Origin of the sequence: Rhizobium centroccidentale (assembly GCF_030182565.1) — a bacterium.
Taxonomy (GTDB): Bacteria; Pseudomonadota; Alphaproteobacteria; order Rhizobiales; family Rhizobiaceae; genus Rhizobium.
This window is the reverse complement of the sequence record NZ_JAQJCG010000020.1, coordinates 16686-29654: the sequence shown is the minus strand read 5'-3', so window position 1 is coordinate 29654 and position 12969 is coordinate 16686. Positions and strand designations below refer to the sequence as shown.

Genomic DNA, 12969 nt, shown 5'->3' with positions numbered 1-12969 from the left:
TATTCAGGAAAGCATGCGAAACGGTGCGGAGGAGATAGGGTGGAATCGCTCGAAAGACAGGAGCACGACTCATCGGCTCAGCCTGGCCGCCGTCCGCGCGTGCGCAGAAACGTGACAGCGGCCATCGCGGAAGACATCTGCGCCGAACGCTATCCCTCCGGCTCGACCCTGCCGCGCGAAAACGATCTCTGCGAAATGTACGGCGTCAGCCGCACGGTCATTCGCGAATCCCTCAAGGTGCTGGAGTCCAAGGGCCTCGTGCGCGGCAAGCCGCGCATCGGCACCATGGTCTGCGACAAGGACGACTGGAACATCCTCGACCAGGATGTGCTGGAATGGATGGGGCCCTATATCGCCGATTTCGATATTCTCGGCTCCATCCTTGAAGCGCGCCGCACCATAGAACCCGCGGCCGCAGAATACGCGGCCGAGCGCGCTACGGCTCGCGAAATTGCCGACCTGGAGAGCGCATGGCAGCAGATGCGCGACAGCGGCAATGATCCGGAAGGCTTTACCGAGGCCGACGTGACGTTCCACAAGCTGCTGCTCAGCGCCAGCCACAACCAGGTGTTCCTGCGTCTTTCCAGTGCCATGCATGCCGGCCTCAAATATGCGCTTCACGCCTCCAACGTCGCCGCAGAGAGCCGTGACGAGGCGATTGCCGTTCATGGCGAACTCGTGGAAGCGCTGCGCCTGCGCGACCGCGATGCAGCCCGCGTCTGCGCTCACCATATGCTCGATCTTGCCGCCCGCGATCTCGCCGTCGAACGACTGGACAAAGGCCGGAAAACAAATCCCGAAACCCCGAGATCTGCGGTCTCACGCCGCTGACACAACCCAAAGCCAAACGGAATCATTCCCATGAAAATCACCAAGCTGACGACCTATATCGTTCCCCCGCGCTGGCTGTTCCTGAAGATCGAGACCGACGAGGGCATCGTCGGCTGGGGTGAGCCCGTGGTCGAAGGCCGTGCGCTGACCGTGCAGGCAGCCGTGCACGAGCTGGAAGACTATCTGATCGGCAAGGATCCCTTCCTCATCGAAGATCACTGGAACGTCATGTACCGCGCCGGCTTCTATCGCGGCGGCGCCGTCCACATGTCGGCGCTCGCCGGCATCGACCAGGCGCTCTGGGACATCAAGGGCAAGGCCCTCGGACAGCCGATCCATTCGCTGCTCGGCGGCCAGGTGCGCGACAAGATCAAGGTCTATTCCTGGATCGGCGGCGACCGTCCCTCCGACGTCGCCAACAACGCCAAGGATGTGGTTGCCCGCGGCTTCAAGGCGATCAAGCTCAATGGCTGCGAGGAAATGCAGATCGTCGACACCTATGACAAGGTGGAAAAGGCCGTCGAAACCATCGCCACCATCCGCGAGGCGATCGGTCCCTATATCGGCATCGGCGTCGATTTCCATGGCCGAGTCCATCGGCCGATGGCCAAGGTGCTCGCCAAGGAGCTCGAACCCTACAAGCTGCTCTTCATCGAAGAGCCTGTTCTATCGGAAAACCGCGAGGCGCTGAAGGAAATCGCTAATCATTGCTCGACGCCGATTGCGCTCGGCGAACGCCTCTATTCGCGCTGGGATTTCAAGTCCGTCCTGTCGGACGGCTATGTCGACATTCTGCAGCCCGATCTTTCTCACGCCGGCGGCATCACTGAGTGCCGCAAGATCGCGGCCATGGCCGAGGCCTATGACGTGGCGCTGGCGCCGCATTGCCCGCTCGGCCCGATCGCGCTTGCCGCCTGCCTGCAGGTCGACGCCGTCAGCTACAATGCCTTCATCCAGGAGCAGAGCCTCGGCATCCACTACAACAAGGGCAACGACATCCTCGACTACATCTCCAACAAGGAGGTGTTCCAGTATGCCGACGGCTTCGTGAGCATTCCGCAGGGTCCCGGGCTCGGCATCGAAGTCGACGAAGCCTATGTTATCGAACGCGCCAAGGAAGGCCATCGCTGGCGCAATCCGGTCTGGCGCCACGAGGACGGCAGCGTCGCCGAATGGTAACAATCTAGCCCTCTCCTGAGGGGGGTCGAGGATATTCAGACCGAATAAGTAAAGGCCCGACAGCAGCAGATCTGCGCTGTCGGGCCTCTTCTTTAAACCAGTGCTCTTTTGGTCCGGCACCTTCCCCCTTTGCCGCCTGGCGGCGAAGGTGATTTTCGAGCGGCTTAGCCAAGTTGGCTCGCCCTCAAAAAAGTTGCGCCTGCAGTATCGGCGCAGATACTGCAGGCGCGTCATGCGTCTCAACAAGCCCCCAGGGAGACGCATTACCGGAGCATGATCACCAAAGGCGTGGAGTGCCCTTTAGCTCAGACCATGCTCAAGCAGGCAATTTCAAACTACTCCCGCTCGCCGGTGAAGTTCAGCAGCAGCTGGAAGATGTTGACGAAGTTCAGGTAGAGCGACAGGGCACCGAAGACGGCAAGCTTCTGCTGCGATTCCTGATCGTAGTTTTCGGCATACTGTTCCTTGATGTTCTGTGTATCCCAGGCGGTCAGACCGACGAAGACGACGATACCGATGACCGAGATGGCGAACTGCAGCGCGCTCGAACCCAGGAAGATATTGACGATGCTGGCGATGATCACGCCGAACAGACCCATCATCAGGAACGAGCCGATGTTGGAAAGGTCACGCTTGGTCGTATAGCCGTAGAGGCTCGTCGCGCCGAACATGGTCGCGGCGATGAAGAAGGTGCGCGCGATGCTCGTGCCGGTGAAGACCAGGAAGACCGAGGCCAGCGACAGGCCCATGACCGCACAGAAGGCCCAGAACATCATCTGCGCCGTGCTGGCCGACATCGACTGGATGCGGAACGAGAAGAAGAACACGAAGGCGAGCGGCGCCAGCATGACGACCCACTTCAGCGGGCTCTGGAAGATCGGCACATAGAGCGCCGGCGTCGTGCCGACGATCAGCGCGACGATTCCCGTCACGACAAGGCCGATACCCATGTAGTTGTAGACGCGCAGCATGTGCCGGCGCAGCCCCTCGTCGAAGAGCGCCTGAGAGCCGGCGGCGGCTCCGTAGCCGTATCGCGGATTGGTCGGGTTCATGGTCGTTCTCCTTTAATCCAAACTAGTAGAGGCTGCGGGCAAGCTTTTCGGCATCGCCGTCAAGCTGACCCGCCTTGCCGTTACCGATCAGCGCATAGGCGACTTCGCCGATCTGCCAATAGGCAGCCTGGACATCGTCGCGCTTGATGTGACTGACATCCTGGACGGCAAAATTGCCCGGACGAACGGCAAACAATGACAAATGCCCGTCTTCGCCGGCATCGACCATCATTTCGACGCTCGGACCGAATTCGGACGGATAGATTTGCGCATCGGTGACGCGCCAGCCACCCGGCAGCTGCGGCAAAATGATTGCCGTCGATGCGCGGATTTCATCCGGATTGTAATTCGCAGCCGCCGATTGCGGCTTGAGCTCCTCGCGCACAGTCGTCGTCTTGTAGGCGCGCACCGCGTCGTCGACGAAGGCCGGCGGCCGCGTGGACGCACTCACCTCGCTCGCCGTGAAGGCGCCGAAGGACGTATGCGCAACCCAGCCGGTGGTCACCAGCACCGCAATGGCGGCAACTCGCTGGAAGGAGCCCAGCATGCGGCCATAGACCAGCCCGCGCTCCAGCCGCCGCGCGGCCTCACGCGTTTCTGCCCGAACCACATGGCCTTCGCCGGCCAGCGCCATGCGCAGCTCGCCGCGGATGCTCATATCAGCCATCACCTTGGCCGCGATCTCCGGATGCTCCGAGAGATAGGATTCCACCTCGACACGGCGTGCGAGAGTGAGCTCACCGTCGACATAGGCATCGAGATCGGTATCGATGATCGGATCAACGATTTTCATTGCCGCCTCCCTCGATAAGCCTGAGATGAGAAACCTTGGAGGCTGTCTCCTCGAAACTGCGCAGCGTCGCGCGAGCCCGGGCAATGCGGGACATCAGCGTGCCGACAGGAATGCCAAGTGCTGATGCCGCCTCCTGATAGGAGAGATCCTCGATCGCCACGAGATGCAGCGCCTCGCGCTGCTCCTCGGGCAGACTGAAGAAAGCTTCGCGGACCTGGTTCAAACGCACCGTATGGTCCTGCGATGCCGGCAGCGCTGTTTCAAGGTCGGCCACAGCCTCCTCGTGACGGCGGTTCAAAGACTTCTTCTGGCGCAGGCGGTCAATATGCACATTGTGGAGGATCGACAGCAGCCAGGTGCGCAGATTGCCGTCGCGCCTGAACGATGCCTTGCGCTCATAGGCCTTGACCAACGCGTCATGCACCAGATCCTCGGCCTCGTCCGCATTGCGCACGAGCGAGCGGGCGTAACGTCTCAGCGAACCGAGCTGCCCCAAAACATCGAATGTGCGTCCTTTGCGTTCCATACACCTATATACGGAAGCACTCCGGATTCTATTCCATCGCCCGGCGAATATTTTTTGCTGATTTTTTACATCAGCAGGAAATCCTTGGGCTGCGGCAGCGGCGGCAGGTCGGTTTCGCCGAGCGCTTCGCGCAGATTGATCTCTATGGTATCGGCAAGCGCACCGATGGCGAGCGCATTGGGGCGATGGCCGAAAGGGTCTTCCAGCTCGTCGCCCAGCGCATCGAGACCGAAGAAGGTATAGGCGATGAGGGCAGTCACGAAGGGCGAGCCCCAGCCGAGCGTATCGACATAGCCAAAGGGCAGCAGGAAACAGAAGAGATAGGCCGTGCGATGCAAAAGCAGCGTATAGCCGAAAGGCAGCGGCGTGTTGCGCAGCCGCTCGCAAGCCGCCTGCACCGCACCCATCTGACCAATCGTGATATCCAGCATCTGATATTGGATATCCGAAATCCCACCCGATGCTTTCAGCCGCGCGAGATCGGCTGACATGAGGCGCAGGATAAGGTCGGGCCGGTTCTGGGCCGCATGATAGAATTCCGCCTCGCTTGCGGTCAGCAGGCGCAGCACCTTGCCCTCGTCGCTGCCTTCACGCAGAAGACAGACCAGCGCCTGCGCGAAGGCCATGGTCAGGCGCAGCAGGTTCTTGCGCGCTTCAACACCGGCCTCGCCCGCACTCTCCAGCACCAGGGTCTGCCGAGCGAAGCTGCGCGCGAGGTGGACGAGCTGTCCCCAGTCGCGCCGCCCCTCCCACCAGCGGTCGTAGCAGGCATTGTTACGGAAGCCGAGGAAGATCGAAAGTGCGATGCCGAGCAGCGAAAGCGCTGACCCGTTGAAGGAAACGATGAGGTTCGGCCGAGCCTCATGACCCCAGACGATCAGCGCCGATAGCAAAAAGATGGCGATGATCTGCGGCAGGATACGCCGAATGATCGACCCGCGGACGATGAAGAAAAGCTGGAAGAGATTCGGCCGGTCGCGGACGATCATGACGAAACGCACTCTTGATGAATGTCTGACGGCGCAGCAATACACCAGACGAGCCAGGAGTAACGAGCATTTCTTGCAAGGCGGCCCTGACCGGCGGTCATCGCTCGCCGGTCAGGGCAGGCCATCATTTCACACTGGCGCTTGCCGTCACCAGAACCGGGTCGGCGCGATAATCGCCGGGAAAGAGATGCTGCAGGTTCTTGATCTTGGGCAGGTCGTTGATGACGATATAGGGATAGGTCGGATGCGTCGTCAGGAAATCCTGATGATAGGCCTCGGCGGCATAGAATTGCCGCGCCGGCTCGATCTTGGTGACGATTGCGGCATCAAAGGCTTTGGCATGATTGAGCTGCTCGATATAGGCCTTGGCGATATCGGCCTGCGACTGGCTGGTCGGGAAAATCGCCGAACGATACTGCGTGCCGGTATCCGGCCCCTGATAGTTCAGCTCCGTCGGATCATGGGCGACTGAGAAATAGATCTGCAGCAGATGGCCATAGCTGATCTTGTGCGGATCGAAGACGATGCGCACGGATTCGGCATGGCCGGTATCGCCTGTGCTTACCAGTTCATAGTGAGCGGCATCCTTGCTGCCGCCGGTATAGCCTGCCGTCGCGCTGATGACGCCGTTGACGTGCTGGAAGACGCCCTGAACGCCCCAAAAGCAGCCGCCGGCAAGCACCGCTGTCTCCGCGCTGGCGGAACCGGCCTTCTCGTCCACGCTCGGCGGCGGGATGACACGCGCATCCTCGGCCGATGCGCGGCCGACAAATTGCAGTGCGATGGCGCCGGCCAGCACTGCGGCCGCCGTGAGTCCGGCAAGGCGCGCAACCCGCGCCGAGCCGATGCGGATCATATCTGTCGATGAAGTCTTCATGACACTCTCCTCTCGACCGCCATTCTAAACTCTTCGGTCAGACGGAGATACGGGAAGGCGAGGCTCAATGTTACATACGGCGGCGTGTAACACCGAAACGTGAACGCTGCGGCGGCCTTATTCAGTAATGCGGCGGCTTGGTAATGGCCGGTGCATCGAGCGACTGCTCCTCCAGCGTCAGGAAGCGCTCGGTCAGCCGGTCCAGCTTCTGCCTGGTCTGCTCGACCACCTTCCATTGCTCGGCAATCTGATCGGAAAGCTCCTCGATCGTCTTGGCCTGGTAGGCGACCGTTTCCTCAAGTTTGGTGATGCGGCTCTGTTCGTCTGACATGTCTGGTCCCTTTCGCAACGATCTATAGCACCTATACCGCCGCGTACAGCCCATCCATTCCGCATGAGGCGAGCTGCAGCGTCGTTTGACGGTGATGTGACAAAACTGAAAAACAGCTGAAAAGACCCGTTACCTAACTGACATGGGAGCCTTCTAAAGAGAGCGCAGAGACGCGCCGTTCTGAAGGCCATTCCTTCCGCAGGCGCACCATTCTGAAGACTTCGGAGAAGCGCCTTGAAGATCATCCAGATCACCGACACGCATTTGAGCCCCAACAAGCCGCATTTCAACGGCAATTGGGAGCCGCTGGCGAAATGGATCGAGGCAAGCGGCGCCGATCTCGTCGTTCACACCGGCGATCTCAGCGTCGATGGTGCCGACAAAGACGAAGATCTCCTCTTTTCCATGGATCTGATGCGGCAGGTCTCCGTGCCGATGCTGATCGTGCCCGGCAACCACGATGTCGGCCACCTGCCCGGCTCCTATCAGCCTGTCAATCCGGAGCGGCTGGACCGCTGGCGCCGCCTGGTCGGTCCGGACTACTGGGCGAAGGATATCGACAACTGGCGGCTGATCGGCCTCAACAGCCTGCTGATGGGCTTCGAGGATGCCGAGGAGCAGAAGCAGTTCGACTGGCTGCAGGAGATGCTCGAAAGCCGTGGCGAGCGCCGCATTGCCCTCTTTGCGCACAAGCCGCTCTTCGTCGATGCGCCGGATGAGGGCGATACCGGCTACTGGAGCGTTCGTCCGGCGCAGCGCCGCCAGCTCTATGATCTGATCGCAACCCATGACGTGGCTCTCTTCGGCAGCGGCCACCTGCACTGGACCTGGGAAGGCCGCTTCAACAATACCAACCTGGTCTGGGCACCGCCGGCAGCCTTCATTCTCGGCGAAATGGAGCGCGAAATGCCGGGCGAACGGCTGATCGGCGCGGCGATCCATGAACTTGGCGAGACGGTCTCGACCGAACTCGTCGCCGTTCCCGGCATGACCGCCTACTTCCTCGATGACGTCGTCATGGAAGTCTATCCGCAAGCCGCCCCCAAGGCAAAGGAGCCGACCGAATGAGCGCACTTTCGCTTCACGGCATCGCCAAATCCTTCGGCGGCAACGCCATCCTCAAAGGCGTCGATCTTGATGTCCAGCCCGGCGAGTTCATTGCTCTCGTCGGCCCGTCTGGCTGCGGCAAGAGCACGCTGCTGCGCATCCTCGCCGGCCTCGACCATGCCGACAGCGGCGAAATCGTCCTCGGCGGCAGCGACGTTTCCGGCGTTGCGGCGGCGGACCGCAACATCGCCATGGTTTTTCAGTCCTACGCGCTCTATCCGCATCTGACAGCCTCGGAAAACATCGCCGTGCCGCTCGCCATGCGCCGCCTGTCGCGCGTCCAGCGCCTGCCCTTCATCGGCTCGCTGATCCCCGGCCAGCGCGCGGCGCGCGCCGGCATCATCCGCGATGTCCGCGAAATGGCTGTCTCGCTGAAGATCGATCACCTGCTCGACCGCAAGCCCGGCCAGATGTCGGGCGGCCAGCGTCAGCGCGTGGCGCTCGCCCGCGCCATGGTGCGCCGTCCCGCGGTCTTCCTCATGGACGAGCCGCTCTCCAATCTCGATGCCAATCTGCGCGTCCATGCACGCGGTGAGATCGTCGATCTGCACCGCCGCGCCGGCGTGCCGACGGTCTATGTCACTCACGATCAGGCCGAGGCGCTGTCGATGGCCGATCGCGTCGCCGTCATGATCGGCGGCCAGCTGCTGCAGCTCGCATCGCCGCAGACGATCTATGACGATCCGGCCCATGTCGAAGTCGCCCGCTTTGTCGGCCAGCCGCGCATCAACCTTTTGCCGGCGCTCGCCGAAAACGGCACCGTCGCCTTCGGCGGCATCCGGCTGGCGCTCAAAGACAGTACCTTTGCCGGCAGGAACGTGACCCTCGGCATTCGCCCGGAATTCGTGCAGCTCTCCCAGGGCCGTCAGGATGCGCTCGCCGCCCATATCGAGCGCATGGAATTCCTCGGCTCGGAAGTCATCCTCTATGCCAAGCTCGACGCCATCGGCGAAACCATGGTCGTCAAGCTCTCGCCGGCCGAAGCTGCCGGCCTTTCGGCCGGCATGCCCGTTGCGCTGACGCTCATGGCCCAACAGGCCATGGTCTTCGCCGAAGACGGCCGCCGCCTGCGCGCAAGCCCGACGACCGTCGACGCCACGCGGGAGAAGGCGCATGGCTAGCATCGCTGCCACCTCCCTGCCGATGCAGACGGCCGCGGCACGCGAGCGCGGCGAGGCCCGTACGGCTCTCCTCTTCGCCTTGCCCGCCATCATCCTGATCGTGCTCTTCATCATCGTGCCTATCGTCGCCGTCGTCGTGCTCGGCTTCACGGATTTCCAGCTCGGCGACAAAAGCCTGCGCTTCGTCGCCTTCGAGAACTACGCGCATCTGTTGCGTGACCGCGCCTTCGTAAAATCGCTCTGGAACACAGCGACCTATACCGCCATCGTGGCACCCGTCTCGATCGCGCTCGGCCTCGGCGTCGCTCTGCTCATCGAAAGTGAAGGCATCGGCCGCAGTTTCTTCCGCACGGCCTACTTCCTGCCCGTCGCCTCGTTGATCGTCGCCATGGCGACCGTCTGGCAGTATCTCTTCCATCCGACGATCGGTCCGATCAACGCGCTGCTTGCCGAGATCGGTCTGCGTGGCCCCAACTGGCTCGGTTCGTCTGCAACCGCCCTCTACAGCCTGTCGATCATCGGCGTATGGCAGTCGGTCGGCTTCAACATGGTGCTGTTCCTTGCCGGCCTTACCGCCATTCCGCGAGAACTCTATGCCGCAGCTGAAGTGGATGGTGCAAAGTCGTCATTCGACCGTTTCTGGCTCGTCACCTGGCCGATGCTGGGGCCGACGACGCTCTTCGTGACCACCATCAGCATCATCAATGCCGTGAAGGTGTTCGACACGGTGAAGGCCCTGACCGACGGCGGCCCGAACCATGCCTCGGAAGTCCTGCTCTTCACCATCTACCAGGAGGGCTTCGTCTATCTCCGCGTCGGCTACGCCTCGGCGATGACCACAGTGTTTCTCGCCATCCTCGTGGTGCTGACCTTCCTGCAATATCGCGTCCAAGACCGGCAGGTGCATTACACATGACCTCGACAGGCTTCACTCCCGGCCGCATCCTGCGCCTCTCGCTGCTGATCATCGGCTCGCTCATCTTCCTGGCGCCCTACATCTTCATGATCTCCACCGCCGGCAAGGCACAGGACGATATCTTCACCTCGGCCTTGAAGCTGATCCCGACGCATTTCTATTACCTGGAGAACATCGCCAAGGCGCTGAGCAAGGTTTCGATGGGCACGCTGCTGTTCAACGGCGTCCTGGTCTGCGGCCTGATCTTCTTCTTCCAGGTGCTGATTGCCATTCCCTGCGCCTATGCCATGGCGAAGCTGAAGTTCCCGGCGGCGCGCACCATGATGGTGCTGGTCATGCTCGGCCTGCTGGTCCCAATCCATGCGACGGCGCTGCCGCTCTATGTCGGCTTCAACAGCCTGTCGCTCCTGAACAGCTATACAGCTCTCGTCGCACCCTTCTCGATCTCGGTTTTCGCGATCTTCATGTTCCTGCAGTTCTTCCGTTCCATGCCCGACGATCTGATCCATGCCGCCCGCCTCGACGGCATGTCGGAAATCGGCATCGTCGCCCGCGTCATCGTGCCGAATGCCTGGCCGGCGGTTACAGCCTTTGCGATCTTCTCGGTCGTCGCGCACTGGAACGATCTCTACTGGCCGCTGATCGTCATCACCAAGCAGGAATATTTCACGCCGCCGCTAGGCCTCATGTATTTCCGCGCCGCCGAAGCCGGCGACGACTACGGCGCACTCATGGCGGCAACCCTGATCATCACCCTTCCCCTCGTCGCGGCATTCCTTCTGGCACAGAAGCGTTTCGTCGAGGGCATCACCATGACCGGTCTCAAAGGCTGACCGGTTCGAAATTCGAAAACGGAGAACGAGCGATGAAGCATATCACCCAGATTCTCGCCGCCGCGGCCATTTCGATGGTCGTGTCGGTCCCGGCCTATGCCGAAACCACCCTGACGGTTCATTATCCGATGCCCGGTTTCTTCAAGAACGTGATGGACACGATCTCGAAAAAGTTCATGGAAGAAAACCCGGACATCAAGATCCAGTTCGCCGCTCCTTCGGCCACCTATGAGGAAGGCATCCAGACCATCCTGCGCCAGGCCGGCACCAGCGAAATGCCAGATGTCACCTTCATCGGCCTCAACCGTCTGCGCATGATCGACGAGCGCAATGTCGCCGTCGATCTCGGCCCCCTCGTCAAGAAAGAGGGCAACATGGCCGAGAAAGGCTTCTCGGATACGATCCTGAAGCTCGCCCAGGTCAAGGGCAAGCAGGTCGGTCTCGCCTTCGCGACGTCCAACCCGATCATGTATTACAACGCCGATCTGGTGAAGGCTGCCGGCGGCAATCCGGACAACCCGCCGAAGACCTGGGACGAGGTCATTGCACTCGCCGGCAAGATCAAGGCGCTCGGCAACGGCGTCGACGGCATGGACTTCCGCTGGCAGGGCGACGACTGGATGTTCTCGGCTCTCCTCTTCGGCGCCGGCGGCAAGATGCTGAGCGACGACGAGACGAAGGTTGCCTTCAACGGCCCCGAGGGCCAGAAGGCCGTCGAACTGATCCAGCGCTTCGTCAAGGAAGGCGGCATGCCGGTCTTCACCAAGGCTGCGGGCGAACAGGCTTTCGCAGCCGGCAAGGTCGGCTTCGAATTCCAGACGACCGGAGCTCTCGTCAACACCATCAAGAATGTCGGCGCCAAGTTCGACCTGCGCACTGCCAAGCTGCCGCTGATCGACCCGGTCAATGGTCGCCTGCCGACGGGCGGCAACGCCGTCGTCATCCTGACCCATGACCCGGTCAAGGAAGAAGCCGCCTGGAAATTCGCCAAATTCGCCGCCGGTCCCTATGGCGCTTCGGTCGTCGTTCCCGGCACCGGCTATGTTCCGAACAACGAGCTTGCCGCCAAGTCGGCCGAATATCTCGGTGACTTCTACAAGAAGAACCCGCTGTTCCAGGCTGGCCTCAGCCAGATGTCGATCATGGTTCCCTGGTATGCCTTCCCGGGCGCGAACGGCGTCAAGGTCACGCAGACCATCGTCGACAATCTCTCGCGCATCGTCGACGGCTCTGCCGCTCCGAAGGAAGCGCTCGACGACGCTGCTTCGGACATCGAAGGCCTGCTGCCGCGCAGCTGATCTTACGAACCAATATGAACGAACCGCGCCGCCTCCCAAAAAGAGGCGGCGTTTCCCATTCGTGGGCAGCGTCAGGACGGAATGGCAAGATCGCGCACTGTGCCGCCCGCACGCATCCGATAAGGTACCGTCAGATGACGCGGCGGCGCGGCATTTTCAGCCATATCCAGCAGCAGCGAGGCGGCAGCGGCCCCCATGGTTCCATCCGGAATTTCCACGGTCGTCAAAGACACCTCACCCAGAAAACCAAGGGAAATTCCGTCAAAGCCGGCGACCGAAATATCACGAGGGATCGAAATGCCCTGACGCCGAAGCGCGCCCATGACACCGAGCGCCAGAAGATCGTTGGAAGCAATGATCGCCGTCGGGTCGAACCGCGAAATCGCATCGGAAAGATCGAGCTGTTCCAGGCTGTTTACGAAGGAAATTTCGAGCGCATCGAGGGGCTGTTGCCCCGCCGCTTCCATCGCTCTGATATAGCCGAGATAGCGCAGCTTCGCCCGATCCGATGCCGCGAAATGGCCAGATATGAACAGGATGCGGCGGTGACCCTTACCTAGGAGGTGATCGGTCAAATCCCGGCCCGCGCCGAAATTATCGGTCGCGACCGCAGCGGTGAAGCGGGCGGTCGGCAGGTTTCCGAGCAGCACGGTTGGCGGCAGGGCGGAGGACAGAACAAGACTGCGCTCGGGATCGCAGAGCGTCAGGATCAACCCAGTCGGCTGCTGCTGGAGCAGCGAGGCGACGGCGTCGACCTCCTGTGCCGGATCGTAATTCGATTGGGCGATCAGCACGCTATGTCCCGCGTGAAGAGCTCGGTTCTGGATGCTGGAAAGCGAAGCCGCGAAAACCGGATTGGTGATGCTCGGAATGAGGACGCCTATCGCCGGCCGGCCGGTGCCGATGCGCCCACCCGCCCGATAGCCAAGCTCTGCCGCCGCCCGGCGCACGCGCCGCACCATCTCGTCGCTGACCGGACCGCTGCGATTCATCACCCGGCTGGCGGTCGCAACCGAACAGCCGGCGCGAAAAGCGATCTGCTGGAGCGTCGACATGATATCAATCACCTCCGGCTTCGGTTTCCGCCCTCGACTGTGGTGCAGCTCTATGGGAATG

Annotated in this window: 14 protein-coding genes; 7 read left to right on the top strand and 7 right to left on the bottom strand. The window is 61.5% G+C overall.

The genetic code is table 11. The annotated features are described in order from the left end of the window. The first annotated feature begins 39 nt into the window (after positions 1-39). Complete coding sequence (locus PH562_RS23130) at positions 40-831, top strand: FadR/GntR family transcriptional regulator (protein ID WP_285175950.1); 792 nt, start codon at positions 40-42, stop codon at positions 829-831. A gap of 30 nt (positions 832-861) precedes the next feature. Then, the gene (gene dgoD / locus PH562_RS23125) at positions 862-2010 is read left to right on the top strand and encodes a galactonate dehydratase (RefSeq protein ID WP_092712672.1); all 1149 of its coding nucleotides are present in this window, start codon (positions 862-864) and stop codon (positions 2008-2010) included. A gap of 335 nt (positions 2011-2345) precedes the next feature. On the opposite strand, the gene PH562_RS23120 is transcribed toward dgoD, so the two are convergent. The 6 genes from PH562_RS23120 to PH562_RS23095 form a co-directional block, all read right to left on the bottom strand. Continuing rightward, positions 2346-3062 (bottom strand): Bax inhibitor-1/YccA family protein, encoded by a 717-nt coding sequence (locus PH562_RS23120; RefSeq protein WP_069615925.1) that lies wholly within the window; start codon positions 3060-3062, stop codon positions 2346-2348. Between the two features lie 22 nt (positions 3063-3084). Then, positions 3085-3855 (bottom strand): anti-sigma factor family protein, encoded by a 771-nt coding sequence (locus PH562_RS23115; RefSeq protein ID WP_285175946.1) that lies wholly within the window; start codon positions 3853-3855, stop codon positions 3085-3087. Then, positions 3842-4381: a sigma-70 family RNA polymerase sigma factor gene (locus PH562_RS23110; RefSeq protein ID WP_285175944.1), complete on the bottom strand. Its 540-nt coding sequence runs from the start codon at positions 4379-4381 to the stop codon at positions 3842-3844. Before PH562_RS23110 ends, PH562_RS23115 begins: the two co-directional genes overlap by 14 nt. Before the next feature lie 65 nt (positions 4382-4446). Next, positions 4447-5370: a bestrophin family protein gene (locus PH562_RS23105; protein ID WP_285175942.1), complete on the bottom strand. Its 924-nt coding sequence runs from the start codon at positions 5368-5370 to the stop codon at positions 4447-4449. A 124-nt stretch (positions 5371-5494) separates the two neighbouring features. Beyond that, on the bottom strand, positions 5495-6247 hold the full coding sequence (gene msrA / locus PH562_RS23100; RefSeq protein ID WP_285175940.1) for a peptide-methionine (S)-S-oxide reductase MsrA: 753 nt from the start codon (positions 6245-6247) through the stop codon (positions 5495-5497). A 121-nt stretch (positions 6248-6368) separates the two neighbouring features. Then, complete coding sequence (locus tag PH562_RS23095) at positions 6369-6578, bottom strand: SlyX family protein (RefSeq protein ID WP_285175939.1); 210 nt, start codon at positions 6576-6578, stop codon at positions 6369-6371. A 234-nt stretch (positions 6579-6812) separates the two neighbouring features. On the opposite strand from PH562_RS23095, the gene PH562_RS23090 reads away from it, so the two are divergent. Genes PH562_RS23090 through PH562_RS23070 form a run of 5 tightly spaced genes read left to right on the top strand, consistent with a single transcriptional unit; the run spans position 6813 to position 11853 of the window. Next, complete coding sequence (locus PH562_RS23090) at positions 6813-7646, top strand: metallophosphoesterase family protein (protein WP_285175937.1); 834 nt, start codon at positions 6813-6815, stop codon at positions 7644-7646. Then, the gene (locus tag PH562_RS23085; protein ID WP_285175936.1) at positions 7643-8806 is read left to right on the top strand and encodes an ABC transporter ATP-binding protein; all 1164 of its coding nucleotides are present in this window, start codon (positions 7643-7645) and stop codon (positions 8804-8806) included. The genes PH562_RS23090 and PH562_RS23085 overlap by 4 nt, the downstream gene beginning before the upstream one ends. Further along, on the top strand, positions 8799-9722 hold the full coding sequence (locus PH562_RS23080; RefSeq protein ID WP_285175934.1) for a carbohydrate ABC transporter permease: 924 nt from the start codon (positions 8799-8801) through the stop codon (positions 9720-9722). Before PH562_RS23085 ends, PH562_RS23080 begins: the two co-directional genes overlap by 8 nt. Further along, positions 9719-10555, top strand: coding sequence for a carbohydrate ABC transporter permease (locus tag PH562_RS23075; protein WP_113230910.1), 837 nt, complete (start codon positions 9719-9721; stop codon positions 10553-10555). The genes PH562_RS23080 and PH562_RS23075 overlap by 4 nt, the downstream gene beginning before the upstream one ends. 32 nt (positions 10556-10587) lie before the next feature. After that, the gene (locus tag PH562_RS23070; protein WP_285175932.1) at positions 10588-11853 is read left to right on the top strand and encodes an ABC transporter substrate-binding protein; all 1266 of its coding nucleotides are present in this window, start codon (positions 10588-10590) and stop codon (positions 11851-11853) included. 71 nt (positions 11854-11924) lie between these two features. On the opposite strand, the gene PH562_RS23065 is transcribed toward PH562_RS23070, so the two are convergent. Continuing rightward, positions 11925-12908 (bottom strand): substrate-binding domain-containing protein, encoded by a 984-nt coding sequence (locus tag PH562_RS23065; protein WP_285175930.1) that lies wholly within the window; start codon positions 12906-12908, stop codon positions 11925-11927. Positions 12909-12969 lie beyond the last annotated feature (61 nt).

What these genes read in the sequence shown, in the direction of transcription:
- dgoD (WP_092712672.1), top strand. Translation starts at nt 862, where the DNA reads ATGAAAATCACCAAGCTGACGACCTATATCGTTCCCCCGCGCTGGCTG.
- PH562_RS23120 (WP_069615925.1), bottom strand. Translation starts at nt 3,062, where the DNA reads ATGAACCCGACCAATCCGCGATACGGCTACGGAGCCGCCGCCGGCTCT.
- PH562_RS23115 (WP_285175946.1), bottom strand. Translation starts at nt 3,855, where the DNA reads ATGAAAATCGTTGATCCGATCATCGATACCGATCTCGATGCCTATGTC.
- PH562_RS23110 (WP_285175944.1), bottom strand. Translation starts at nt 4,381, where the DNA reads ATGGAACGCAAAGGACGCACATTCGATGTTTTGGGGCAGCTCGGTTCG.
- PH562_RS23105 (WP_285175942.1), bottom strand. Translation starts at nt 5,370, where the DNA reads ATGATCGTCCGCGACCGGCCGAATCTCTTCCAGCTTTTCTTCATCGTC.
- msrA (WP_285175940.1), bottom strand. Translation starts at nt 6,247, where the DNA reads ATGAAGACTTCATCGACAGATATGATCCGCATCGGCTCGGCGCGGGTT.
- PH562_RS23095 (WP_285175939.1), bottom strand. Translation starts at nt 6,578, where the DNA reads ATGTCAGACGAACAGAGCCGCATCACCAAACTTGAGGAAACGGTCGCC.
- PH562_RS23085 (WP_285175936.1), top strand. Translation starts at nt 7,643, where the DNA reads ATGAGCGCACTTTCGCTTCACGGCATCGCCAAATCCTTCGGCGGCAAC.
- PH562_RS23080 (WP_285175934.1), top strand. Translation starts at nt 8,799, where the DNA reads ATGGCTAGCATCGCTGCCACCTCCCTGCCGATGCAGACGGCCGCGGCA.
- PH562_RS23075 (WP_113230910.1), top strand. Translation starts at nt 9,719, where the DNA reads ATGACCTCGACAGGCTTCACTCCCGGCCGCATCCTGCGCCTCTCGCTG.
- PH562_RS23070 (WP_285175932.1), top strand. Translation starts at nt 10,588, where the DNA reads ATGAAGCATATCACCCAGATTCTCGCCGCCGCGGCCATTTCGATGGTC.
- PH562_RS23065 (WP_285175930.1), bottom strand. Translation starts at nt 12,908, where the DNA reads ATGTCGACGCTCCAGCAGATCGCTTTTCGCGCCGGCTGTTCGGTTGCG.